Source organism: Caulobacter sp. GW821-FHT10C03, assembly GCF_059415485.1.
In genome coordinates, this window is sequence record NZ_JBWKNI010000005.1 from 314258 (window position 1) to 336614 (window position 22357).

Genomic DNA, 22357 nt, shown 5'->3' on the forward strand with positions numbered 1-22357 from the left:
TGGCGGTTCCCGCCGCCGGGTCAAGGCCGGCCATGCTTTCCCTAAGGAACGGCTTTGCAGAAGCGTCACGGAGACTAAGCTTCATCCATGACCGAGCCCGCATTCGACTCCCCAACCTTTGACTCAAGGGATGACGGCGAGGCGCTGGATCCTAGCTCCGGCGTCATCCGCCCCCGCCACGCCGCCACCGTGATCGTGGTGCGCGACGACGGCCCGGCGCCGCGCGTGCTGATGGGCCGGCGCAATCGCGGCCACGCCTTCATGGCCAGCAAGTGGGTGTTTCCGGGCGGCCGGGTCGATCGCGGCGACTTCGACGCGCCCTCGGCCAGCGAGCTTTCTGCGGAGGTGGCCGAGCGCCTGGCCAAGCATCCCCGCCACGCCTCCCCCGCCAGGCTGGCCCGCGCACTGGCGCTGGCGGCGGTGCGCGAAACCTTCGAGGAGACCGGCCTGCTGCTGGCCAAGGCCGCGCCGCCGCGGCCAGGGGCCGGCGCTTGGCGGCCGTTCCTGGCCCAGGGCGCCCTGCCCGACCTGGCGCCGCTGAGCTTCGTGGCCCGGGCCATCACCCCGCCCTATCGCCCGCGCCGCTTCGACGCCCGCTTCTTCATGGCCCCGGCCAGCGCCCTCTTGAGCCTGGAGCGCCAGCCCGACTGCGGCGAGCTGGACGAGATCGCCTGGGTCAGCTTCGACGAGACCCGCGACCTTGATCTGCCCAGCATCACCCGCATGGTGCTGCGCGAGACCGCCCAGCAGATGAAGGACCCGGGCCGCCCGGCGCCGTTCATGCGCTTTCTGCGCGGCAATGCGGTGATGACGGAGCTGTAGGAGCGTCCTCGCCCTTCGACAGGCTCAGGGTGAGGACGAATTCCGGCGTCGCAGTAGAAATCCTCATCCTGAGCTTGTCGAAGGACGAGGATTGCGGGCCATGATCAGCACTTCCTATGGAGCCGCCGCCATGCTCGCCCTCCTCCTCGCCCTGCAGACCGTTGCCGCCCCGATCGACCAGGCCGCCTTCCTGGCCGGCTGCTGGAAGCAGACGCTGCCCAACGGCGTCGTCGAGGAGCAGTGGCTGGCGCCCGGCGGCGGGATGATGCTGGGCATGAGCCGCACGGTGCGCGACGGCAAGGCGCGCGGCTGGGAGTTCACCCGAATCCAGGAGGCCGATGGACGACTCACCTTCGTCGCCCTGCCCTCGGGCCAGGCCGAAGGCGCCTTTCCGCTGAAGAGCGCCGGCCCCGGCGAGCTGGTGTTCGAAAACCTCGCCCACGATTTTCCGCAGCGGGTGATCTATCGCAGCCAAGGCCCGGACGGGCTTCTGGGCCGGATCGAGGGTGAAATCGACGGCAAGGCGCGGTCGGTGGATTTCCCTTACAAGCGATGCGCAGCCGGCAATTGACTTTGCCCCGTTCATGAGTATGTTCCGCGCCTCTCATTTCGACCGCGCGGGGACCTGCGCGATTACCGCAGGGATTCGACCATGGCCAAACCGGCTTCGATCAAGATCCGCCTGAACTCGACGGCGGACACCGGCTTCTTCTACGTCACCAAGAAGAACGCCCGCACCAAGACCGAGAAGATGGTGCTGAAGAAGTACGACCCGGTCGTGCGCAAGCACGTCGAATTCCGCGAAGGCAAGATCAAGTAAGATCGCCTCGTCGCACCGACGAATTTCGAAAACGCCCGGCGGCAACGTCGGGCGTTTTTGTTTTTGGGGTTTTTGTTTTTCCGGCTCAACTCGGCTAGTGACGCAGTGGGCGCCTGCCCTGGCATAGGATTCCCCCGCGTGATCGCTCGCCTCGCCCTCGCCTTCTCGATCCTCGCCGCCGTGCCCGCCTGCTCGGCGCCGGAGCCGGTCCCGCACACCCAGGGCTACGAGGTCGTCCGCACCTACCCGCACGACCGCCAGGCCTTCACCGAGGGCCTGCTCTTCCGTGACGGCCAGCTCTACGAGAGCACGGGCCTGGAAGGCCGCTCCTGGGTGCGCCGAGTGTCGCTGGAGACCGGCGCGGTGCAGCAGCAGGCGGACATGGACCCCAAGTATTTCGGCGAGGGCATCGTCGACTGGGGCGACAAGCTGGTGCAGCTGACCTGGAAGGACGGCGTCGGCTTCGTGCGCGACCGCGCGACCTTCGCCGTCAAGTCGACCTTCACCTACACCGGCGAAGGCTGGGCCCTGACCCGCGACGATCGCCGCATCATCATGAGCGACGGCACGAGCGAGCTGCGCTTCCTGGATCCGGAGACCCTGAAGGAAACCGGCCGGATCAAGGTCACCGAGTTCGGCCAGCCGGTCGACCAGATCAACGAACTGGAATTCATCAAGGGCGAGGTCTGGGCCAATCTCTGGCAGACCGACCAGATCATCCGCATCGATCCCAAGACCGGCAACGTGATCGGGCGCCTCGACATGTCGGGCCTGCTGACGCCGCAGGAAGCCGCCCATGCCGACGTGCTCAACGGCATCGCCTACGACGCCAAGGGCGACCGGATCTTCGTGACCGGAAAGTTCTGGCCGTGGCTGTACGAGATCAAGATCGCGAAGTAGGCCCGCTTCTCCTCTCGGAGAGAGGGATTTAGGCCGCCGCCTTGCCGACCACCGCGTTGCGGCCCGAGGCCTTGGCCTCGTAGACGCCGCTGTCGGCGCGCTTGAGCAGGGCTTCGGGGGTGTCGCCCGCGCCGCTGGTGGCCGAGACGCCGACCGAGATGGTCACCGTCAGCAGTTCCTGGCCGCCGGCCACGCGGAACGGCGAGCCGGCCACGTGCATGCGGATGCGCTCGGCGATGCGCACGGCGTCGACCAGCTGGGTGTCGGGCATGATCACCGTGAACTCCTCGCCGCCGAAGCGGCAAGGCAGGTCGATGGCGCGGACGTTCGAGGCCAGGCGCAGGGCGAACTCGCGCAGCACCTCGTCGCCAACGTCGTGGCCGAAGCCGTCGTTGATCTTCTTGAAGTAGTCGATGTCGATCATCAGCGCCGACACCGGGTCGCCGCCCATGGTGGCGCGGTTGACCAGGGCCGACAACTGGCCGGTCATGTAGCGACGGTTGTGCAGGCCGGTCAGCGGATCGGTGACGGCCAGTTCCAGCGAGTGGTCGAGATTGTTGCGCAGATAATCGGTGTAGCGCTTGAGGCGCACCTGGGTGCGGGCGCGGGCGGCCAGCTCCTGCGGGTCGATCGGGCGCGGCAGCACGTCGTTGACGCCCAGGTCCAGCGCCTTGACCATCCGCGGACGGTCGTCGGGATCGACCACGGCCAGGATCGGCAGGTGCCGGGTGCGCTCGCTCGAGCGCAGGGTGGCGGCGAAGCGCAGGCCGTCGAAGCCGCGGGCGGCGGCGTTGACGATGACCAGGTCCACGGGGCCGCTGGCGCTGACCTCGGCCTTGGCCGGATCGGTCTCGACCACCGGGCGGTGCTCGACCGCCAGCTCGGCGGCGACGCGCTGGGCCTGGCGTTCGTTGTCGTCGACGATCAGGACGCGGCCGCCGATGCCGTCGAGGCGGGTGGCGGCGCCGGCGATCACGCCGATGCGGCGGCCCGAGGCCTCGCGCTGGCGCAGTTCGTCGATGACCATCTTCAGGCGGGTCGAGCTGCGCACGCGGGCGAACAGCATGACGTCGTCGATGGGCTTGGTGAGAAAGTCGGCGGCGCCGGCCTCCAGGCCCTGGATGCGGTCGGCGCGGCCATCGAGGGCCGTGACCAGCACCACGGGGATGTGGCGGGTGGCGGGATCTTCCTTGAGCCTGCGGCAGACGGTGAAGCCGTCCATGCCGGGCATCATCACGTCGAGCAGGATGATGTCGGGCAGTTCCTCGGCCGCCTTTACAAGCGCGGTCGGGCCGTCATAGGCGCAGGAGACCTGATAATACTCGGCCGAAAGCTTGGCCTCGAGCAGGCGCACATTGGCCTCGATGTCGTCGACGACGAGGATTCGCGCGCTCACGGCCTGTTACCTCTCCAGCAGTCGGCGAATGGTTTCGAGGAAGTGCGTCACCGAGATGGGCTTCGAGATGTAAGCCTCGCAGCCGCCCTCGCGAATCCGCTCCTCGTCGCCCTTCATCGCAAATGCCGTAACGGCGACGACTGGGATATGTGACAGATCGTCGTCCTCCTTGAGCCACTTGGTCACTTCCAGGCCCGAAATCTCGGGCAACTGGATGTCCATGAGGATCAAATTGGGGCGGTGCTCACGGGCGATCGACAACGCCTGCAGGCCCTCACGGGTCTGCAGGGTCTCATAGCCCTGGGCTTCGAGCAGATCATGAAAGAGCTTCATGTTCAGCTCGTTATCCTCGACGATGAGGACCTTCTTCGTCATCCTGACCCCGACCATACGGTCCGTGGCGACACGTGAGGGATTCGCGCCGCTTCTTCATCCTCAGATCGCACGAATATCCTTAAGCCCGCGCTAATCGCGTTTCCAACGCCCGATTGCAGAACATGGACCCCTGCTCCCTAGACCTTAAGGCCTGCACGCTCGATACGCACCGTCCGCTCGTCATCGTGGATGTCGACGAGGTGCTGGCCCAGTTCATGGCCGGCTTCGGCGCGTTCATCGGCCGACACGGCTTCGAGCTGCGCGTCGATCGCTTCGCCCTGTTCCAGAACATTTATCGCCCCGGCGAGACCGAACACCTGGACCTGATCGCCGGCCGGGCCCTGTTCGACGACTTCTTCCGTGACGGCGGCGAGGACCTGGAGCCCGCCGAGGGCGCGGCCGACGCCCTGGCCGACCTGTCGCTGGACGCCAATGTGGTGATCCTGACCAACGCCCCCGAGCACGGCCGCCAGACTCGCGCCAAGTGGCTGAAGACGCACGGCTTCGACTATCCGCTGGTGATCAATTCGGGCCCCAAGGGTCCTTCGGCCGCGCAATTGGCCGGCCGGGTGGAAGCCCCGGCGGTGTTCATCGACGACCTGCTGCCGCAGCTCGAATCGGTGGCCGCCAGCGCGCCCAGCGTCGGCCGCTTCCAGATGGTCGCCGACAAGCGCCTGCGCCCGCTGGCCCCCAGCGCGCCCGACCGTCACGTTCGCATCGACCTGTGGCCCGACCTGAAGGTCGCCATCCGCGAGGCGCTGGCGCTCGAAGGCCGATGAAAGCCCTCTGCAGAGACTGCCTGTGGACCGGCGAGCGCAAGGCGCCGCGCTGTCCGTCGTGCGGCTCGCCGCGCACGGTCTTCCACGAGGAGCTCGGCCAGCTGTCGATGGCCCACCTCGACTGCGACGCCTTCTACGCCTCGGTGGAGAAGCGCGACGATCCGTCGCTGCGCGACAAGCCGGTGATCGTCGGCGGCGGCAAGCGCGGGGTCGTGACCACGGCCTGCTACATCGCCCGGATGAGCGGCGCGCGCTCGGCCATGCCGATGTACAAGGCGCTGCAGCTGTGCCCCGACGCCGTCGTGGTGAAGCCCGACTTCGCCAAGTACAAGCACGAGAGCGCGCTGATCATGGCGCGGCTGTCGAACCTGACGCCGCTGGTCCAGCCGCTGTCGCTGGACGAGGCCTGGATCGACCTGTCCGGCACCGAGCGCCTGCACGGCGCGCCGCCGGCGGTGATGCTGGCCAAGGTGCAGAAGGAGATCGAGGCCGAGCAGAACCTGACGGTCTCGGTGGGCCTGGCGCCCAACAAGTTCCTGGCCAAGATCGCCTCGGAACTGGACAAGCCGCGCGGCTTCTCGGCGATCGGCGCGGCCGAGGCGGTGGCGTTCCTGGCGTCCAAGCCGGTGTCGATCCTGCCCGGCGTGGGTCCGGCCACCGTGACCAGCCTGGCCGGGCTGGGCCTGCGCACGGTCGGCGACATCGCCAATGCGGACCTCAAGATGCTGGCCAAGGAGCTGGGCGCGGGCGGGCTGCGGCTGCACCGGCTGGCCCACGGCGAGGACGCCCGGGCCGTCGATCCCGACAGCGTGCGCAAGACGATCAGCGCCGAGACCACCTTCAACGACGACCTCTTCCGCCGCGAGGAGCTGGAGGACCAACTCTGGCCCCTGTGCGAGAAGGTCGCCCGCCAGGCGCGCCGCGAGGACGTGGCCGGCCGGGTGGCGACGCTGAAACTGCGCACCCCCGACTTCAAGATTCACACCCGCCGCCGCACCCTGCCCGTCCCCACCCAGACGGCCCAGACCCTGTTCCAGGTGGCGCGCGAACTGTTGGCGGCCGAGCCGGCGGGACGGTCCTATCGCCTGATCGGGGCGGGCCTGACCGAGTTCGTCCCCGCCGCCGGGGCGGCCGACGACTTCTTCGCCGGCGACGAGCGCCGGGCCCTGAAGAGCGAGACCGCCATCGACGCCCTTCGCGGCAAGTTCGGCCTGGGCGCCGTCGTCACCGGCCGGGCGCTTAAGAACCGCTAGGCGCCCGCCAACGCCTCCCCCGCCGTCGTCCGCACCGCCAGGGTCAGTTGGTCGAGCAGCCGCGCCGAAAGCCGCGTGCGCTGCCAGTACAGCGCGACGGCGATGGACCGCTTGGGCGGCAGCTCCACCAGGCGTCCGGCCTCCAGATGCGGCTTGGCAAGAACGCGCGGCGTCATCGCCCAGCCGAGGCCGGCCAGGTTCATGTCCAGCATGCCTTGGGTGGCCGGGGTGAAGTGGACGGGGCCGGCGGGCTTCACGCCCAGCGCCTCCTGCGCCCAGCGGGTTTGCAGGCCGTCGCGGCGGTCGAAGCGCAGCATCGGGGCCGCGCCCAGGCTCTCGCCGTTCACCCCGCTCGCGAAGAACCGAGCGACGAAGTCGGGGCTGGCGGTGGCGACATAGTCGATCGCGCCCAGCGGATAGGTGCGGCAGCCCTGGACCGGCGCGGGATCGGCGGTGACGGCCGCCAGCACCTGGCCGTCGCGAAGCCGCTCGGCGGTATGGGCCTCGTCGTCCATGACCAGATCGAGCATGGCCCCGGTCTGCGCCGCGAACCGGGCGGCGGCCTGAGGGAACCAGGTGCTGACGCTGTCGGCGTTGACGGCGATCCGCAGCACGGCCGGGCCGGCGTCGGGAGCCGCCAGGCGCGGCAGGTCGGCGACGAGGTCGCTTTCCAGCAGGCGCACCTGCTCGACATGGGCGCACAGCCTGGCGCCGACGGCGGTCGGCCGGCAGGGCTGGCCGCGCGTCAGCAGCACCGCGCCCAGGCGCTCCTCCAGCCCCTTCACCCGTTGCGAGACCGCCGACGGCGTGACGCCCAGCGCCGCCGCGGCCTTGTCGAAGGCGCCCTCGCGGGCCACCGCCGCCAGGGCGGCCAGGGACGCATAGTCCAACATTAGCCAGCCTGAATTCGATTTAGCATCCTTAGTTAGACTACAGCGACGCCGGCCGGCATCAAGCCGCCATGACCAGCGCTCTTTTCCCCGCCTTCATCAAGGGCTTCGCCCTCTCCGCCGGCCTGATCGTCGCCATCGGGGCCCAGAACATGTTCGTGCTGCGCCAGGGGCTGAAGCGCGAGCACGTGCTGCCGATCGTGCTGTTCTGCGCCCTGGCCGACGCCAGCCTGATCGTCGCCGGGGTCAGCGGCCTTGGCCGGGTGCTGGCCCTGGTTCCCGCGCTGTCGCTGATCCTCAGCCTGGGCGGGGCCGCGTTCCTGGCCTGGTACGGTGTGAGCGCCCTGCGCCGCGCCGCCAGCCCGGCCGCCCTGGTGGTCGCCGACCAGGCGGACCTGACGCTGACCGCCGCCCTGGCCGGGACGGCGGCCTTCACCTTCCTGAACCCGCACGTCTACATCGACACCGTCATGCTGATGGGCGCGGTGGGGGCCAGCCTGCCGGCGGGCGAGCGGCCGCTGTTCATGGCCGGCGCGGCCCTGGCCAGCCTGGCGTGGTTCTCGGGGCTGGGCTTCGGCGCCCGCTTCCTGACGCCGCTGTTCGCCCGGCCCGCGGCCTGGCGCGTGCTCGATCTCTGCATCGGCGTGGTGATGCTGGCCCTGGCGGCCAGTCTCCTGGTCGGCGCGGCCGCCGCCTGATCACCTTCAGAGAACTCTGCTTGACAGAGTAATTGATCAGCATCACTCTGCACCACAGAGGGCCATGCGCCCCCATGGAGGATGTGATGGTGCTGACCAAGGACGAGGCCGCCGCCGCGCTGGCCGAGATAGACACGACCACCCGCCGCAGCGGCATGCTCAAGGGCTATCGCATCGGCGGGCCGATCCTGATGCTGTGGAGCGTGATCTGGGCCCTGGGCTATCTGAACATGGGCCTGCTGCCGCCCGCGTTCTGGAGCTGGACCTGGTTCGGGCTGGACGCGATCGGCGCCATCGGCAGCCTGCTCCTGGCCCAGCGCCTCAAGGGCCAGGCGGGCGTAGGCGGCAAGGGCGGCAGGGCCGACGTCACCAGCCTGCGCATGCTGGGCGGCATGGGCGTGGTCATCCTCTTCGTGCTGGCGGTGTTCTCGGTGCTGAGACCGACCGACCCGGCCGGCTACCTCGCCTTCCCCGGCCTGCTGGTCGGTACGATCTACGCCGCGGTCGGAGTGTTCCTGGCCCGCCGCTACCTGCTGATCGGCGCGGTGATGTTCGCCCTGACCCTGATCGGCTTCTACGCCTTCAAGGAATACCTGGCCTTCTGGATGGCCAGCGCCAGCGCGGCGCTGTTCGTCAGCGGCGTCTGGCTGGCGAGGGCCTGACCATGGCGCAAGCAGACGACCTGATCCACCAACCCCTGCGCCTGAAGATCATGGCCGCCCTCTATGCCGAACGGCAGGGGGAGCCGCTGGAGTTCTCGCGGCTGAAGACCATCACCGAGGCCACAGACGGCAACCTCGGCAGCCACCTGACGGCCCTGGAAAAGGCCGGCTATGTCGAGATCCTGAAGGACCACGTCGGCAAGCGCCCCCGCACCCGCGTGAAGGTGACGCCGACCGGATCCAAGGCCTTTCGCGGCCACGTCGCCTATCTGCGCGAACTGGTCGAGGGCGTTCTGGACTGATCCCCGCCCCTAGGCGCGGCCCCTCCGTCAGGAGCCGGCCGCGCCCCGCTCGGCGCGAGCCTTGCGCATGAACTCCATCTGCCTGGCGACCCGCTCGGCCTTGCAGACCTCGTGACTCTGGCCCTTGGCCTCAAGATCCAGACACTGGTTGGCCGCCGCCATCGGCGGGATCATGTCGATAGGCTCGGACGAGGCGTCCCCGCGGTCGATCACGGCCTGCAACCGGACAAGGAAGCCCAGCAGACCGCGCCGGTTGGCGACCTCCGCGGACTCCTGGGCGCCGTCGGCCGGGGCGGCCGGCAGGGCGGCCAGCCGCTTGTCGATCTCCAGCCGGGCGAGATCGGCCTTGGCGGCGTCGAACTGACCCAGTTCCCGCCGGCTGTTGGCCGCCTGCCCCAGCAGGCCCAGCCAGCCCTGGTCCTCGGACTTGACCGGCTCGGCCTCGGCCCGCTCGGCGAATTCACGTTGATAGCGGGCCTTGAGCTCCGGCTGACGGTCGGCCTGCCAACTGGCCTGCAGCAACAGCCACAGCGGATCGCCCTCGCCTTTCAGGGCCGCCTCCAGCCAGGCGGCCCGATAGTAGCTGGTGTCCGCGCGAACCAGGCGCTTGTAGTCGTCCGAGGCGACCAGGGTCTCCAGTTGCTTGATCTCCGACTTGGAGAAGTCGCGGTACATGACCAGGCCGTTGCCCGGGCACACCGGGAGCGGCATCGGAAACTCCCAGCTGCCGTAGGGCTTGCCGTCCGGCCGTCGGCCCCAGGTGCTGTAGGAGGCCGTGCCGATGTGGGTGAAGCTCTCGCCGCCCACGGCGCACTGCATCTTGATGGGCGTGGGGATTCCCGCCTCGGCGGCGCCCGTGACGCAAACCGCAGCCAGAGCAGCGCCGATCAACCAGAGCTTCAATTCAGCCTCCCAACTCGCATGATGGGAGAGCGTCGCATTTCAATTGACGCGCGTAAACAGGAAAGCGACGCGGGCCGCCTCCTACATCAGCGAGCCCTTGCCGCTGGTGACTTCGGTGTAGCGGTGCACGCGCACGGCCTGGACGAGGCCGAAGCCGATCATCACCGTCATCATCACGGTGCCACCGTAGGACAGCATCGGCATGGGCACGCCCACCACCGGCGCCAGGCCCATGACCATTGCCCCGTTGATCAACACGTAGAGGGCGAAGGTCGCCGTCACGCCCGAGGCGGCCAGGCGTCCGAAGTGGCTGTGGCTGATCGAGGCGATGCGCAGGGCCATGAAGATCACCACGCCATAGAGCGCCAGCACCCACAGGCAGCCGATGAAGCCGAACTCCTCGGCCAGGGTGGCGAAGATGAAGTCGGTCTGCTTTTCCGGCAGGAAGTTCAGCTGGCTCTGCGAGCCCAGGCCGAAGCCCTTGCCCAGCAGGCCGCCCGAACCCAGGGCGATCTTGGACTGGTAGATGTGGTAGCCCGAACCCGACTGGTCGGCCTCGGGGTTGAGGAAGGTCAGCACCCGCTTGCGCTGGTAGTCGTGCAGCACGAACAGCACGAACGGCGGGATGGCCACCAAGGCGCCGATGACGCCGGTGGCGATCACCCGCCAGGACAGGCCCGCGAGGATGACGATGGCCAGGCCCGTCAGGGCGATCAGCATGGCCGTGCCGAGGTCGGGCTGGTGGGCCACCAGCAGCACCGGCGCGCCGATCATCGCCGCCGGGACCAGCAGCCGCCACGAGAACCGGGCGCTGTCAGCCGACAGGCCGTGATAGTAGCGGGCCAGGGCCAGCACCACGCCCAGCTTCATGATCTCGGACGGCTGGAAGCGGAAGCCGCCGATCGACAGCCAGCGCTGGGCGCCCAGCGACACGTCGCCGATCGCCTCCACCGCCACCAGCAGCAGCAGGCCGATGATGTAGACGGGATAGGCCAGCGAGAACCAGACCCGCAGGTCGATCATCGCCAGCACGATCATCATCACGAAGTAGAGGCCGAAACGCAGCAGGTGCTTGTCGGCCCAGGGCTCCCACGAGGCCCCGGCGATCGAGAACAGCATCAGCGCCCCGGAGCCCGCGATCAGGCACAGGAGCAGGCAGAAGGTCCAGTCGATCTCCATGAACTTGATGATCGGCCGGTCGCGTTCGCCGGGCCGGGAGAGGCCGCCGCTGAGGGTCATATGTGGCCTCCCTGAGGCGGCTGGCCGGTGGGCGGGGTCGCCTCCGGCGGCGACGGCGCGCCCAGTTCGGGCTCGTCGGGGGCCGCGCCCTCGACCACGCCGTCGACGGTTTCGACGGGAGCCTCCGGCAGCGGCATCGGCCTTTCGATGCGGGCGCGGATCTCCGGATCCTTCAGCAGGGCCACGCGCATCACCTCGCGGGCGCGCGGCGCGCCGGCGGTGGCGCCGCCCAGGCCGCCGTGCTCGACCAGCACCGCCACGGCGTAGCGCGGATCGTCATAGGGCGCGAAGGCCACGAACAGGTTGTGGTCCTTGAGCTTCCACTGCACCGAGGCGCTGTTGCGGCTCTTGACCTTGTCGTAGCTGCGGACCTGCGCGGTGCCGGTCTTGCCGGCCATCTGCACGTCGCCCAGGCCCAGCTGGCTCTGCTTGTAGGCCGTGCCGCGCACGTCGTTGGCCACGGCGGCCATGCCGCCGCGCACGTAGTCGAGGTGCTCCTTGGAGAACGGCAGGTCGGGCACGTCGGCGCCGCTGGGCTGCTCCTCGCCGCCCACCGACTTCACCAGGCGCGGCACCAGGGCCTTCTTGCCGTTGGCCAGGCGCGCGGTCATCGTCGCCAGCTGCAGCGCGTTGACGTTCAGAGCCCCCTGCCCGATCCCGTAGCTGGGGGTCTCGCCCGGAAACCAGATCTGGTTGGCCGGATTGCGCTTGAAGGCCCGCTTCTTCCACTCGCGGTCAGGGACGATGCCCTTCTTCTGGCCGGGGATGCCGATGTCGAACACCTGGCCAAAGCCCATGCCGCGCGCGGCGGTGGCGATGGCGTCCGGGCCGATCTTCAGGGCCGTCTGGTAGAAGTAGATGTCGCACGAGTTCTTGATGGCGTCGTGCATGTTCTGGGCGCCGTGGCCGCCCTTCTGCCAGCAGCGCCAGGTGCGGCCGCCGTAGTACCAGCTGCCCGGGCAGTTGATCCGGACCTCGGGATCGATCCCGGCCGTCAGCGCGGCCAGGCCCACCGTCGGCTTGAAGGTCGAGCCCGGCGGATAGGTGCCAGTCATGGCCTTGTCGAGCAGCGGCTTGCGCTCGTACTCCGACAGCGCCTTGTACTCGGCCCCGGACAGGCCCTTCACGAACCGGTTGGCGTCGAAGCTGGGGGCCGAGACCATGGCCAGCAGGTCGCCGTTGCGCACGTCCATCACCACGATGGCGCCGCTCTCCTCGCCCATCACCTCGAGGGCGCGGTTCTGGATGTCGGCGTCGAGGGTGAGGCGTACTTCCTTGCCCGGCGTGGCCGGGATGTCGCCGGCCGGGTCGAGGCTGACCACGCGGCCTTGCGCATCGACCTCGGCCTTGATGGCCCCCGCCCTGCCGCGCAGGGCAATGTCGAAGGCCTTCTCCACGCCCTGGCGACCGATGCGGAAGCCGGGATTGTGCAGCAGTTCCTGGTCCTGGGTCAGGTCCGTCCGGGCCGCCTCGACGTCCTTGTCCGACACCTTGGCCACATAGCCGATGACGTGGGCGAAGGCGCCGCCGAACGGATAGACCCGCACCTCGCCCATGTCGGCGCTGATGTTGGGCAGTTCGGGGGTGCGGATGTTGATCCGGGAGAACTCCTCCCAGCTCATGTCCTCCATCACAACGACCGGCGCCTTGCGCGGGGCGTTATTGACTTCCTTGAGCAGGCGGGCGCGGCGCGTGCCGTCGATCGGCACCAGGGTGGCCAGGTCGTCGAGGGTCGCCTCGACGTCCATGCCCTTCTCCTTGATCACCATCAGGCGGAAGTTGGGGCGGTTGGAGGCCAGGGCCACACCGTTGCGGTCGAGGATCAGGCCGCGCGGCGGCGGCACCAGGCGGTAGTTGAACTGGTTGCCGGCCGAAAGCTTCTGGTAGCGCTGGGCTTCGACCAGCTGCAGCTGGGCCAGGCGCCCGGTCAGGGTCAGCAGGCCCAGGCCCGCGAAGCCGCCCAGCAGGAAGGCCCGGCGGTGGAAGACCCCCTGCCGTTCGTTGACCTCGAAGAAGAAGATCGACGGTTCGCTCATCGCCTCACCGGAACCGGACGTCGGCGTCTTCGAAGCGATCGATCAGCCGGTGCGCGAAGGGGAACAGCAGCGCCGTGACCAGGAACTGCCAGAACACCGCCACCAGGCTGGGCATGGCCAGGCTGTCCATCATCGTGAACAGGAAGCCGGCGCTCATCGAGACGGCGCAGGCTCCGGCGTACCAGGCCCACATCATCGGACGGCTCTGGCCGGTCAGCATGTTGCGCGCCGCCAGCACCGAGGCGTAGGCGACGAGCAGCGACAGGCCCCACAGGCCGGTCGGCCCACCCCAGAAGGTGTCGAGGAACAGGCCCAGCACCAGCAGGGCGAACGGCGCCAGGATCGAGGGCCGGATCACCGCCCAGGCGAAGGCCGGAACCATGGCGAACACCGGCTCGGGCATCTGCAGGCCCCACATGCGGATCGGCGCGGCGAAGGCCAGCGTCGCCAGGATCACGAACAGCATGGGGACGCCCAGCCAGCGCCCCGGATTGAGGGGCCGGGCGCCGGTCATTGCGGCGTCCTGGCCGGAGCGGCCGGAGGCGTCGTCGCGGCGGCCGGAGGCCTGGCGGCTGGCGGCTTGGCCGGCGTCGTGGTTCCAGCCGTAGCGGGCTTGGGCGCGGCGGGCTTCGGAGCCGTGGTCGTCGCAGGAGCGGCGGTCCCGACGGCCGGAGCCGGCGCGGCGGGCTTCACCGGACCGAGCATCGACTCTTCGGGGTTCTCGGTGATCACCGGCGGCAGCACCTTGGCGGCCAGGGCCTGCTGATCGGCGAGCTGGGCGAAGTCCTTGAACAGCAGGATGCGGATGTAGTCGATCGAGGTGCTGTCGGCGAACAGCACCACCCGCCAGCGGCCGTCCAGGCCCTTGACGGCCGCGCCCACCGGCAGGCCGCGCGGCACGACGCCGCCGTCGCCCGAGGTGACGACGCGGTCGCCCGGCTGGATCGGATCGGCCCCGCGCAGGTAGTCGAGCTTGGGATTGGGGCCGCCGTCGCCGGTCAGGATGGCGCGGGCGTTGGTGCGGTCGATCATCACCGGCGTGCGCGAGGCGATGTCGGTCAGCAGCAGCACGCGGCTGACGCCGGGCGCGACGCCGACCACGCGGCCGACCAGGCCGCGCTCGTTCATCACCGGATTGCCGACGACGACGCCCTTCTCCTTGCCGGCGTCGGCCAGGCGGGTGTTGGCGAAGGGGCCGCGGCTGTCGGCGACCACGCGGGCGGCGACCATCGGGATCGGCGGATCGGTCTTCAGGCCCAGCAGCGACTTGTAGCGGTCGTTCTCGTCGACGAGGGCCAGGTACTTGTCGCGATAGGCCCGCATCTCCTGAAGCTCAGCCTTCAGGCGGGCGTTCTCGGCGCCGGCGAAGAAGTAGTTGCGCACGGCGCCGACGCCGACGCCGGTCCAGCGGCCGGGCGCGGCGATGACGCCGCTGACCGGCTTGGCCACCGTGTCGACCGTCTGGCGGGTGACGCCGTAGGCCTGCAGCTGCAGGGTCTCGCGCCGGTCGGCCAGGAGGAAGGCCACCGCGATCACGACCGCGACGATGAGCGCCACGGCCGCGGTCCAGGTGAGCGGCACTTTCAGGTCGCCGAGCGGACCTTCACGAAAGGGCACGAACTGTTCTCCTGGCGCCCCCCGGCGCCGATACGGATTGTACTACGCTTAGGCCAGGGTCGACTCGAGGACGCCCTTCATCCACTTGGGATGCTCGAGCACCTTGCCGCAGCCGAGGGCGACGCACGACAGCGGGTCGTCGGCCACGGTCACCGGCAGGCCGGTATGGTCGCGGATCTCGGCGTCCAGGCCGCGCAGCAGCGCGCCGCCGCCGGTCAGCATGATGCCCTTGTCGGCGATGTCCGAGGCCAGTTCCGGCGGGGTGGCTTCCAGGGCCACCTTCACGGCTTCGACGATCTGCCCGACCGGTTCGGCCAGGGCGTCGGCGGCCTGCTTTTCGCTGATGCGGACTTCGCGCGGCACGCCCTGCATCAGGTCGCGGCCCTTGACGTCGATCGACAGGCCTTCGCCGTCGGCCGGCGCGCGGGCGGTGCCGATTTCCTTCTTGATGCGCTCGGCGGTCGTTTCGCCGATCAGCAGGTTATGGTGGCGACGCATGTAGCTGATGATCGCCTCGTCCATCTTGTCGCCGCCGACGCGGACCGAACGCGAATAGACGATGCCCGACAGCGACAGAACGGCCACCTCGGTGGTGCCGCCGCCGATGTCGACGACCATCGAGCCGGTCGGCTCGTGGATCGGCAGGCCGGCGCCGATGGCGGCGGCCATCGGCTCGTCGATCAGGCCGACGCGGCGGGCGCCGGCGTTCAGGCAGCTGTCGTTGATGGCGCGGCGCTCGACGGCGGTGGCGCCCGACGGCACGCACACGATCACCTTCGGGTTCACGAAGCCCTTGCGGTTGTGAACCTTGCGGATGAAGTACTTGATCATCTCTTCGGCGACTTCGAAGTCGGCGATGACCCCGTCACGCATCGGGCGGATGGCTTCCATGTGGCCCGGCGTGCGGCCCAGCATCTGCTTGGCCTCTATACCGACGGCGTGCACGATCTTGCGGCCGCCGACGTTGCGCAGCGCAACCACCGACGGCTCGTTCAGCACGATGCCCTTGCCCTTCTGGTAGATCAGGGTGTTGGCCGTGCCCAGGTCGATGGCGATGTCGTTCGAGATGACGCCGAAGAGGGAAGAGAACATCGAAAACCCTGACTGAGGGGTAGAAGGGGCGAGACGTCAAAAACCACGGAAACCGTGGGCGAGGAGCCTTTTCCGCCGCGAGGACGGAGCAGACGAGAAAAAGGCTCCTACTGCAAATCGAGGAGAGGACAACATGATTCCCCGCGTACGCGGATCATCGCCTTGCCCTGCCCTGCGCCTTCCTGCGGCGACGGGAGCGCAGCCGCCGGGCCGCGCCGTCGTCCAACCACCGGAAGAGTGTGGGAGACGCCGCCCGTTTGCACCGCGAAAGCGTTGATTTCAAGGTCTATTCGCCAAGCCTTCTCACCTGTTTCAAACTCGTGAGCGAAGCGGCAGGGGGAACGCATAAACGTGGCGAAAACTAGCCGAGCGCCGCCATGATGACTCCGAGGGCGGTAACCACGCCCGCGGCGATCTGGAAGGCGCTCAAACGCTCGGCGAACAACCGGCGTCCGGCCAATGCGGCCAAGGGAATTTCGACCACGCCGACCGCCCTCACCGGCCCCACCGGCGATAGCGCCATGGCCGTGAACCACAGGCCCGAAGCGGCCGCGCCGCAGAAACCGGCGCCCAGCGACTTGCGCCAGGCCGCCAGCACGGCGACCACGGCGTCGGGATTGCGGACCATCAGGATCGCCGTCAGGGCCACCGACTGGATGGCCTGCACCACCATCACCGTCACGAAGGCCGAATAGGCCAGGTGCGCGGGATCGAAGGTCAGCGAGGCCTGGCGGAAGCAGTTGGCGCTGAGCGAGAACATCGCCCCCGCGCCCAGACCGGCCAGGGCCGCGCCACGCTTCATGGTCACCGGCCCGCGCGGCCAGGACAGGGCGGCGAGACCCGCCGTGGCCACCAGGCCGCCGGCCCATTGCAGGCCGCTGATGTGGTCGCCGAACAGCAGCGCGCCCCAGACCAGGGCGAACGGCAGGCCGCTCTGCTGCATGGCCGTGCCGAGAGCGAAGGACGAGCGCTGCATGGCGACCAGCAGCGCCGCGGTCGCCGCCATCTGCAGGCCGGCGCCGGCGAAGGCGCCCAGCCAGAAGCGCGTCGTCAGATGCGCCTGCGGATCCTTGGTGACCAGGAACGCGATCGCGGCGAAGACGATCGCGAACGGCAGGCCGAACAGGAACCTCACGAGGGTCGCGCCCCAGGGGCCGGCCCCGCCCATCACCGAACGCTGCGCCGCGTTGCGGGCGACCTGGAGGGCCGCCGCGCCGATGGTGATGGGGATCCAGATCATGCCGCTCTCTTCGCCGCCACCAGAACGCCCGAGGCCCAGTCCATGCCGACGATAGCCAGGCGCGGATCGCTGGCCAGGCGCAGCACCAGGTCGTCGACCCGCGCCTGGTGGCCTTCGGGCCAGTTCGGCTGGGGCGACATGTCGTCGACCACGTAGATGCCGCCGACCTGCAGCAGGCGCAGGGCGTCGTCCAGGCTCTCGTACTTGCCGGGAACGGCGTCGGCGAAGATCAGGTCGAAGCCGCCGTCGTTCTGGCCCGCCAGATAGGCCGCGCCGTCCTCGGTGACGAAGTCGACGCGCGGGTCCTCGCCCAGCACGTCGCGCGCCACGGCCTGGACCTCGGGATCGTTGTCGACGGTGGCCAGGCGGGCGTCCTCGTCCATGCCGTCCAGCAGCCAGGCGGTCGCCAGGCCCGTGCCCGTGCCCATCTCCAGCAGCGCCTTGCGGCCCACGGCGAGCATGCGAAGCATTTCGCCGATGCGCGCCTCGGACGACATGTCGAAACCGGCCTCGATGGTGCGCATGGCGATTTCGTGCCAACGCGGCGGCGAGGCGACGCTGCCTTCCAGGGTCGAGCTCATGGGTTCGGCTCCTTTATGCCGCCCTTACGCCGGCGGCGGGTTTACGAATAGCGCCCTGACGCGGCGCGGCGGCAGAACAGTGGGGTTGGCGCACTTAAGCTGCGTTCCCTAACAAGGTGTTCACCATGTCTGCCCACCCGCTTCGTCAAGCCGCACAGTTCCTGCTGGGCGTCCCGACCGAGGGGATCGATCCGACGCTCGACCGGATGCTCGAGCTCGCCCAGTCCACCCCGCTGTGCTTCGTCGCCGTCACCGGACCCGACGCGGCCGAGGCCATGGGCCAGCTGTGGCGGCGTGGCTACCAGCGCGTCGAGATCGCCCGCCGGGCCACCTGCTCGGCCGCCGACGAGCGCAACGACGTGCTGCTGGTCGTGGGCTGCCCCACGGCCGACGACATGCGCGCGACCGCGGCCTCCACCCTGGGCCTGCTGCGCCCGGGCGGGGTGATGGTGATCGACGTGAGCGCCGTGGTGGACGCGGAGGAACGCCTGTCGCTGTGCGAGGGCCTGGCCCAGCTGGGCCTGGACGTGCAGCCGCAGGCGCACCTCGCCGCCGAGATCCTGGCGACGCGACGCTGGGGCTGGCGCAAGGCGGCTTAAAAGCCGCCCTGCCCCGTCAGCTACAGGAACAAGTGAGGCTCTAGAGCCTCAGAACCCGCTGGCGATGGCCGCCGGCGCGCTCTTCTCCTTGCGGGCGAAGAGGTTGTTGAGGGCGTTGACGTACGCCTTGGCCGAGGCCGTGAGGGTGTCGGTGTCGGCGGCCGCGCCGGTGGCGATGCGGCCGTCCTCTTCCAGACGCACCGAGACCTGGGCCTGGGCGTCGGTGCCCTCGGTGACCGCGTGCACCTGGAACAGGCGCAGGGCGGCGCTGTGCGGCACGATCTTCTGGATGGCGTTGAACACGGCGTCCACCGGACCGTCGCCCGAGGCCTCGGCGCTCTTGGGCTGGCCGTCGACGTCCAGGGTCAGCTCGGCCGACTGGCCTTCGGTGCCGGCCACCACGCGCAGGTGAGAGACGCGGATCTTCTCCGAGCCACGCGCCAGGGCGTCGTCGACCAGGGCGATGATGTCGTCGTCGTAGACGTGCTTCTTGCGGTCGGCCAGGTCCTTGAAGCGGCCGAAGGCCTCCTTCAGGGCGTTCTGGCCCAGCTCGTAGCCCAGGTCCTTCAGCTTGGCGCGGAAGGCGTGGCTGCCCGAGTGCTTACCCATGACCAGGCTCGACGGGGCCTGGCCCACCGATTCCGGCGTCATGATCTCGTAGGTCTCGCGGTTCTTGAGCATGCCGTCCTGGTGGATGCCGCTCTCGTGCGCGAAGGCGTTCTTGCCGACGATGGCCTTGTTGTACTGCACCGGGAAGCCGGTGATGGCCGATACGTAGCGGCTGGCGCGGGTGATGTGGGTGGTGTCGATGCGGGTGTCGTAGGGCAGCTTGTCGCCGCGCACCTTCAGGGCCATCACCACTTCTTCCAGCGCCGCGTTGCCGGCCCGCTCGCCCAGGCCGTTGATGGCGCACTCGATCTGACGGGCGCCGCCCTGCACGCCGGCCAGGCTGTTGGCCACGGCCAGGCCCAGGTCGTTGTGGCAGTGGGTCGAGAAGATCACCTTGTCGGCGCCCTCGACGTTGTTGACCATCCAGTTGAACAGGTCAGCGTATTCCGACGGATAGGTGTAGCCCACCGTGTCGGGCAGGTTGATCGTCGTGGCGCCGGCCTTGATGGCGGTCTCGATGGCGCGGCGCAGGAACTGGCGGTCGCTGCGGGTGGCGTCCTCGGCCGACCACTCGACGTCGTCGCGCAGGTTGCGGGCGTGGGTCACCGAGCGGGCGATCACGTCGATGACGGCGTCCGGCTCCATCTGCAGCTTGTGCTTCATGTGCAGGTCGGAGGTGGCGATCACCACGTGGATGCGGCCGCGCTGGGTCGGGCGCAGGGCCTCGGCGCAGCGGTCGATGTCGACCTGGTGGGCGCGGCACAGGCCGGCGATGGTCGAGTTCTTGACGATCTTGGCGATCTCGTTGACCGACTGGAAGTCGCCGTTCGAGGCGATCGGGAAGCCGGCCTCGATGATGTCGACCCCCATCTCCTCGAGGATCTTGGCCAGTTCCAGCTTTTCTTCCAGCGACATCGAGGCGCCGGGCGACTGCTCGCCGTCGCGCATGGTGGTGTCGAAGATGACGACGTTGTCGCGGCCGGACTCTTTCTTGGAATCGACGGCGGCGGTGATCGGGGCGGTCATGGAGTTGTCTTTCGCGAGGTCCGGAGGGCTGAAGGGCGGTTCATCCCCTGAGCGACCGGCCGCGACGATTCGTACGCGCGGCTAGACGGACGCCCAGGGGCGGCTAAGCCCCAGCGCAAGGAGAAGGAGATTGTCGCGTTCGCGGCACATGACGGATTGTTTAGCGAACCACGCCAAATCCAGCAAGCCGTTTGCTCGCAAGACGGGCATTTCGCCGCGCTAGGGGCAAGAAATGCCCCACTCGGAATTAAGCGTCGGTTTGTTCTTCCTTGGCTTTCAGCCAATTGCGGGCGACCCAACCCGCTCCGATCCAGATCGCGGCCGCGATGACCAGCATCACGATGTGCTGGATCCCGCCGCCCCGCATGGCCTGGACGATGGTGTTCCCGGCGAAGGCGGTCAGGGCGATCTTGGGGATGATCCCGATCGCGGTGCCGGCCGTGAAGTCGCGCACCTTCATCGGCGTGACGCCGGCGGCCATGTTGACGACGATGAACGGCGCGGACGGCACCAGGCGCACGATCAGGCTGGCCAGGAAGCCGTTCTTGCCGATCAGCTTCATGAACTTGTGCACGCCGTCGCTGGGCAGGCTGGCCAGCATCTTGCCGCCGAACGCCCGGCCGACCCAGAAACCGACCAGCGACGAGACCAGGGTGCCGATCCAGCTGTAGGCCAGGCCCGTCCACGGGCCGAAGGCGACCACCGCCGCGGCGATCAGCACGAACTGCGGCACGCCCACGAAGGCCAGGGCCGCGAAGGCCCCGACGGCCGCCGGCAGCGCCCAGGGGCCGTGCGCGGCGGTCAGCCACTGCTCGACCGTGGTCTCGCCGTTGAGGCCCAGAAGCTGGGCGCCGAACAGGAAGACGATCCCCACCCCGCCGAACAGCACGAAGGAGACGGCCACCGCGCGCCAGGCGCGGGCGTCCATGTTGGTGAAGAAGTCTATGAGACGGCGGATGATCACGGGTCCTGCCTCGCGCATGGTCGGCGCCGGGTCAAGCGCCCCGATGGCGTCAAAAGCGTGGCCGCTGTGCATCGACGGGAAAAGTTCGCCCCGGCGGCGGGCGCCGAGGGGCCGGATTCCCGCGTGGCGACTTTGACGTTGCGATAACGTCGTATACCAACGCTAGTTATCCACAGGCCTGCAGGGGGACGCGGGCGCAGTGAGGAAACGAACGTGAAGACCTTGGCCGTCATCTCGCGCAAGGGAGGCGCGGGCAAGACCACTCTTTCCGTCAACCTGGCGCTCGCCGCTCATCTGGCCGGCCGCCGGACGATCCTGGCCGACATCGATCCGCAGCGCTCGGCGTCCGACGTGCTGCGCGGCCGCGCCGCCGACGGTCCCGTGCTGCTGGAAAGCAGCGCCGGCAAGCTGCACCAGGCCCGCTTCCACGCCGAGCACGAGGCCTTCGACCTGATGGTGGTCGACACGCCCGCCGCGCCCGACGCCGACGTCGTCACCGCCGTCAATGTCGCCGACCTGTGCCTGCTGGTCTGCCGCCCGACCTTCCTCGACATCGCCGCCGTCGCCCGCTCGGCCGAGGCCGTGCGCCGCCTGGGCAAGAGCGGCCTGATCGTGCTGAACCAGGCCCCGGCCAAGCGCGGCGGCGTCGAGCCGTCCAGCGTTGTCAAGGCGGCCGAGGCCCTGCGCTTCTGCGGCCTGCCGCTGGCCGTCGTCGGCCTACGCTCGCGCACGGCCTTCCAGCAGTCGATCGCCCACGGCCGCTCGGTGCTGGAATGGGAGCCGGCCGGCGCCGCGGCCCAGGAGATCGGCCGCCTGTGGAGCCAGGTCGCCGCCCAGCTTCACCTGACCGAAGCGGACCTCGCCGCCGTTCGCGCCGGCTGAGGCTTGCCCCCGCCCGACGGCGACGGGCATGGTCGCGCCTCCCTTTTCCTCGGAGTCGCGCATGAACCTTCTCGGCGTCTCGGGCAGCCTGCGGGCCGCCTCGCTCAACACCGCCCTGCTGCGCGCGGCCCAGAACCTGGCGCCGGAGGGCGTGACGATCACGCCGTTCTCGCTGCGCGACCTGCCGTTCTTCGACCAGGACCTTGAGGACGAAGGCGATCCGCCCGCCGTCGTCGCCTGGAAGGAGGCGGTCCGCGCCGCCGACGGCCTGGTCATCGCCTGCCCCGAATACAATGGCGGAATCACCGGCGTGCTGAAGAACGCCATCGACTGGGCCTCGCGCGGCAAGTCCGCGCCGCTAGCCGGCAAGCTGTGCTGCCTGTTCGGGGCCTCGCCCGGGATCACCGGAACCGTCCGCGCCCAGGACGCCCTGCGCCTTAGCCTCCGCCGCGCCGGCGCCCGCACCGAGCCGCAGGGCGACGTGCTGGTCGGCCAGGCCCATGTGAAGATCCTCGACGGCGTGCTGACGGACGAGCGCACGATCGAGGGTCTGCGGAGGCACTTGGCGGGGTTCGTGGAGGCGGTGAAGGGCTGAGCTCAAGATCCTCCCCCTCTGGGGGAGGTGGCCCAGAGGGCCGGAGGGGGTAGCGCCGGCCTATGCCGAGCAGAGGG

General features: G+C 69.2%; 25 protein-coding genes and 1 pseudogene. 12 read left to right on the forward strand and 14 right to left on the reverse strand.

Features of this window, described 5'->3' with window-relative positions; all coding sequences use genetic code 11:
- The first annotated feature begins 87 nt into the window (after nt 1–87).
- The gene (locus AC07NG_RS09130; RefSeq protein ID WP_494593468.1) at nt 88–822 is read left to right on the forward strand and encodes an NUDIX hydrolase; all 735 of its coding nucleotides are present in this window, start codon (nt 88–90) and stop codon (nt 820–822) included.
- A gap of 2 nt (nt 823–824) precedes the next feature.
- Here AC07NG_RS09130 and AC07NG_RS09135 read toward each other — a convergent pair.
- Nucleotides 825–914 (reverse strand): annotated as a pseudogene (locus tag AC07NG_RS09135) (hypothetical protein); the annotation flags it as partial.
- 8 nt (nt 915–922) lie between these two features.
- Between AC07NG_RS09135 and AC07NG_RS09140 the strand changes: the two are divergent.
- From AC07NG_RS09140 to AC07NG_RS09150, 3 genes are all read left to right on the forward strand, one after another.
- Complete coding sequence (locus AC07NG_RS09140) at nt 923–1393, forward strand: DUF6265 family protein (RefSeq protein WP_494593470.1); 471 nt, start codon at nt 923–925, stop codon at nt 1391–1393.
- An 81-nt stretch (nt 1394–1474) separates the two neighbouring features.
- Nucleotides 1475–1642 (forward strand): 50S ribosomal protein L33, encoded by a 168-nt coding sequence (gene rpmG / locus AC07NG_RS09145; RefSeq protein WP_004620056.1) that lies wholly within the window; start codon nt 1475–1477, stop codon nt 1640–1642.
- Between the two features lie 138 nt (nt 1643–1780).
- Nucleotides 1781–2542 carry a glutaminyl-peptide cyclotransferase gene (locus AC07NG_RS09150; RefSeq protein WP_494593473.1) on the forward strand — a complete coding sequence of 254 codons (762 nt, stop codon included), beginning with the start codon at nt 1781–1783 and terminating at the stop codon, nt 2540–2542.
- 28 nt (nt 2543–2570) lie between these two features.
- Here AC07NG_RS09150 and AC07NG_RS09155 read toward each other — a convergent pair whose 3' ends face one another.
- Together AC07NG_RS09155 and divK are read right to left on the reverse strand one after the other, a co-directional pair.
- On the reverse strand, nt 2571–3938 hold the full coding sequence (locus AC07NG_RS09155; protein ID WP_487288353.1) for a PleD family two-component system response regulator: 1368 nt from the start codon (nt 3936–3938) through the stop codon (nt 2571–2573).
- Nucleotides 3939–3944: 6 nt separating this feature from the next.
- On the reverse strand, nt 3945–4313 hold the full coding sequence (gene divK, locus AC07NG_RS09160; RefSeq protein WP_487288354.1) for a cell-cycle response regulator DivK: 369 nt from the start codon (nt 4311–4313) through the stop codon (nt 3945–3947).
- Nucleotides 4314–4435: 122 nt separating this feature from the next.
- On the opposite strand from divK, the gene AC07NG_RS09165 reads away from it, so the two are divergent.
- Nucleotides 4436–5092 carry a hypothetical protein gene (locus tag AC07NG_RS09165; protein WP_494593475.1) on the forward strand — a complete coding sequence of 219 codons (657 nt, stop codon included), beginning with the start codon at nt 4436–4438 and terminating at the stop codon, nt 5090–5092.
- Entirely contained in the window at nt 5089–6345 is a 1257-nt protein-coding gene (locus AC07NG_RS09170) for a DNA polymerase IV (protein ID WP_494593477.1), read from the forward strand. Before AC07NG_RS09165 ends, AC07NG_RS09170 begins: the two co-directional genes overlap by 4 nt.
- On the opposite strand, the gene AC07NG_RS09175 is transcribed toward AC07NG_RS09170, so the two are convergent.
- Nucleotides 6342–7238, reverse strand: a complete 897-nt coding sequence (locus AC07NG_RS09175) for a LysR family transcriptional regulator ArgP (protein ID WP_494593479.1) — start codon at nt 7236–7238, stop codon at nt 6342–6344. The two genes, AC07NG_RS09170 and AC07NG_RS09175, sit on opposite strands and share 4 nt — an antisense overlap.
- A gap of 68 nt (nt 7239–7306) precedes the next feature.
- Between AC07NG_RS09175 and AC07NG_RS09180 the strand changes: the two genes are divergently transcribed.
- The 3 genes from AC07NG_RS09180 (at nt 7307) to AC07NG_RS09190 (ending at nt 8897) form a co-directional block, all read left to right on the forward strand.
- A complete protein-coding gene (locus AC07NG_RS09180) occupies nt 7307–7933 on the forward strand; it encodes a LysE/ArgO family amino acid transporter (RefSeq protein WP_494593481.1) in 627 nt (208 codons plus the stop codon).
- An 86-nt stretch (nt 7934–8019) separates the two neighbouring features.
- Nucleotides 8020–8595: a hypothetical protein gene (locus AC07NG_RS09185; RefSeq protein ID WP_492855954.1), complete on the forward strand. Its 576-nt coding sequence runs from the start codon at nt 8020–8022 to the stop codon at nt 8593–8595.
- 2 nt (nt 8596–8597) lie between these two features.
- Entirely contained in the window at nt 8598–8897 is a 300-nt protein-coding gene (locus tag AC07NG_RS09190; RefSeq protein ID WP_487288361.1) for a winged helix-turn-helix domain-containing protein, read from the forward strand.
- A 27-nt stretch (nt 8898–8924) separates the two neighbouring features.
- Here the strand turns inward: AC07NG_RS09190 and AC07NG_RS09195 are convergent, their stop codons facing one another.
- The 8 genes from AC07NG_RS09195 to AC07NG_RS09230 form a co-directional block, all read right to left on the reverse strand.
- On the reverse strand, nt 8925–9800 hold the full coding sequence (locus AC07NG_RS09195; protein WP_494593484.1) for a hypothetical protein: 876 nt from the start codon (nt 9798–9800) through the stop codon (nt 8925–8927).
- Between the two features lie 81 nt (nt 9801–9881).
- Entirely contained in the window at nt 9882–11039 is a 1158-nt protein-coding gene (rodA, locus tag AC07NG_RS09200) for a rod shape-determining protein RodA (RefSeq protein ID WP_110119952.1), read from the reverse strand.
- Nucleotides 11036–13075 (reverse strand): penicillin-binding protein 2, encoded by a 2040-nt coding sequence (gene mrdA, locus AC07NG_RS09205; RefSeq protein WP_487288364.1) that lies wholly within the window; start codon nt 13073–13075, stop codon nt 11036–11038. Before mrdA ends, rodA begins: the two co-directional genes overlap by 4 nt.
- 4 nt (nt 13076–13079) lie before the next feature.
- Nucleotides 13080–13589, reverse strand: coding sequence for a hypothetical protein (locus AC07NG_RS09210; RefSeq protein WP_110119961.1), 510 nt, complete (start codon nt 13587–13589; stop codon nt 13080–13082).
- Entirely contained in the window at nt 13586–14692 is a 1107-nt protein-coding gene (mreC, locus tag AC07NG_RS09215) for a rod shape-determining protein MreC (RefSeq protein WP_494593487.1), read from the reverse strand. The genes AC07NG_RS09210 and mreC overlap by 4 nt, the downstream gene beginning before the upstream one ends.
- A gap of 48 nt (nt 14693–14740) precedes the next feature.
- The gene (locus AC07NG_RS09220; protein ID WP_056761599.1) at nt 14741–15784 is read right to left on the reverse strand and encodes a rod shape-determining protein; all 1044 of its coding nucleotides are present in this window, start codon (nt 15782–15784) and stop codon (nt 14741–14743) included.
- A 361-nt stretch (nt 15785–16145) separates the two neighbouring features.
- On the reverse strand, nt 16146–17024 hold the full coding sequence (locus AC07NG_RS09225; protein ID WP_494593489.1) for a DMT family transporter: 879 nt from the start codon (nt 17022–17024) through the stop codon (nt 16146–16148).
- Nucleotides 17021–17605, reverse strand: coding sequence for an O-methyltransferase (locus AC07NG_RS09230; RefSeq protein WP_110119946.1), 585 nt, complete (start codon nt 17603–17605; stop codon nt 17021–17023). Before AC07NG_RS09230 ends, AC07NG_RS09225 begins: the two co-directional genes overlap by 4 nt.
- A 125-nt stretch (nt 17606–17730) precedes the next feature.
- Between AC07NG_RS09230 and AC07NG_RS09235 the strand changes: the two genes are divergently transcribed.
- Nucleotides 17731–18204, forward strand: coding sequence for a hypothetical protein (locus AC07NG_RS09235; protein WP_110119945.1), 474 nt, complete (start codon nt 17731–17733; stop codon nt 18202–18204).
- Nucleotides 18205–18252: 48 nt separating this feature from the next.
- On the opposite strand, the gene AC07NG_RS09240 is transcribed toward AC07NG_RS09235, so the two are convergent.
- Both AC07NG_RS09240 and AC07NG_RS09245 read right to left on the reverse strand, forming a co-directional pair.
- Nucleotides 18253–19839, reverse strand: a complete 1587-nt coding sequence (locus tag AC07NG_RS09240; protein WP_487288368.1) for a 2-isopropylmalate synthase — start codon at nt 19837–19839, stop codon at nt 18253–18255.
- A gap of 247 nt (nt 19840–20086) precedes the next feature.
- Entirely contained in the window at nt 20087–20800 is a 714-nt protein-coding gene (locus AC07NG_RS09245) for a TVP38/TMEM64 family protein (protein ID WP_487288431.1), read from the reverse strand.
- 216 nt (nt 20801–21016) lie between these two features.
- On the opposite strand from AC07NG_RS09245, the gene AC07NG_RS09250 reads away from it, so the two are divergent.
- Together AC07NG_RS09250 and AC07NG_RS09255 are read left to right on the forward strand one after the other, a co-directional pair.
- Nucleotides 21017–21685: a nucleotide-binding protein gene (locus tag AC07NG_RS09250; RefSeq protein ID WP_487288369.1), complete on the forward strand. Its 669-nt coding sequence runs from the start codon at nt 21017–21019 to the stop codon at nt 21683–21685.
- Between the two features lie 61 nt (nt 21686–21746).
- Nucleotides 21747–22280, forward strand: coding sequence for an NADPH-dependent FMN reductase (locus AC07NG_RS09255; protein ID WP_494593492.1), 534 nt, complete (start codon nt 21747–21749; stop codon nt 22278–22280).
- The last annotated feature ends 77 nt before the right edge of the window (nt 22281–22357 follow it).

Coding starts and splice junctions, on each gene's coding strand:
- mrdA (WP_487288364.1), bottom strand. CDS start 13,075: ATGAGCGAACCGTCGATCTTCTTCTTCGAGGTCAACGAACGGCAGGGG.
- AC07NG_RS09210 (WP_110119961.1), bottom strand. CDS start 13,589: ATGACCGGCGCCCGGCCCCTCAATCCGGGGCGCTGGCTGGGCGTCCCC.
- AC07NG_RS09220 (WP_056761599.1), bottom strand. CDS start 15,784: ATGTTCTCTTCCCTCTTCGGCGTCATCTCGAACGACATCGCCATCGAC.
- AC07NG_RS09255 (WP_494593492.1), top strand. CDS start 21,747: ATGAACCTTCTCGGCGTCTCGGGCAGCCTGCGGGCCGCCTCGCTCAAC.
- divK (WP_487288354.1), bottom strand. CDS start 4,313: ATGACGAAGAAGGTCCTCATCGTCGAGGATAACGAGCTGAACATGAAG.
- AC07NG_RS09175 (WP_494593479.1), bottom strand. CDS start 7,238: ATGTTGGACTATGCGTCCCTGGCCGCCCTGGCGGCGGTGGCCCGCGAG.
- rodA (WP_110119952.1), bottom strand. CDS start 11,039: ATGACCCTCAGCGGCGGCCTCTCCCGGCCCGGCGAACGCGACCGGCCG.
- AC07NG_RS09190 (WP_487288361.1), top strand. CDS start 8,598: ATGGCGCAAGCAGACGACCTGATCCACCAACCCCTGCGCCTGAAGATC.
- AC07NG_RS09130 (WP_494593468.1), top strand. CDS start 88: ATGACCGAGCCCGCATTCGACTCCCCAACCTTTGACTCAAGGGATGAC.
- AC07NG_RS09235 (WP_110119945.1), top strand. CDS start 17,731: ATGTCTGCCCACCCGCTTCGTCAAGCCGCACAGTTCCTGCTGGGCGTC.
- AC07NG_RS09240 (WP_487288368.1), bottom strand. CDS start 19,839: ATGACCGCCCCGATCACCGCCGCCGTCGATTCCAAGAAAGAGTCCGGC.
- AC07NG_RS09225 (WP_494593489.1), bottom strand. CDS start 17,024: ATGATCTGGATCCCCATCACCATCGGCGCGGCGGCCCTCCAGGTCGCC.
- AC07NG_RS09170 (WP_494593477.1), top strand. CDS start 5,089: ATGAAAGCCCTCTGCAGAGACTGCCTGTGGACCGGCGAGCGCAAGGCG.
- AC07NG_RS09230 (WP_110119946.1), bottom strand. CDS start 17,605: ATGAGCTCGACCCTGGAAGGCAGCGTCGCCTCGCCGCCGCGTTGGCAC.
- AC07NG_RS09180 (WP_494593481.1), top strand. CDS start 7,307: ATGACCAGCGCTCTTTTCCCCGCCTTCATCAAGGGCTTCGCCCTCTCC.
- AC07NG_RS09165 (WP_494593475.1), top strand. CDS start 4,436: ATGGACCCCTGCTCCCTAGACCTTAAGGCCTGCACGCTCGATACGCAC.
- rpmG (WP_004620056.1), top strand. CDS start 1,475: ATGGCCAAACCGGCTTCGATCAAGATCCGCCTGAACTCGACGGCGGAC.
- AC07NG_RS09185 (WP_492855954.1), top strand. CDS start 8,020: ATGGTGCTGACCAAGGACGAGGCCGCCGCCGCGCTGGCCGAGATAGAC.
- AC07NG_RS09140 (WP_494593470.1), top strand. CDS start 923: ATGATCAGCACTTCCTATGGAGCCGCCGCCATGCTCGCCCTCCTCCTC.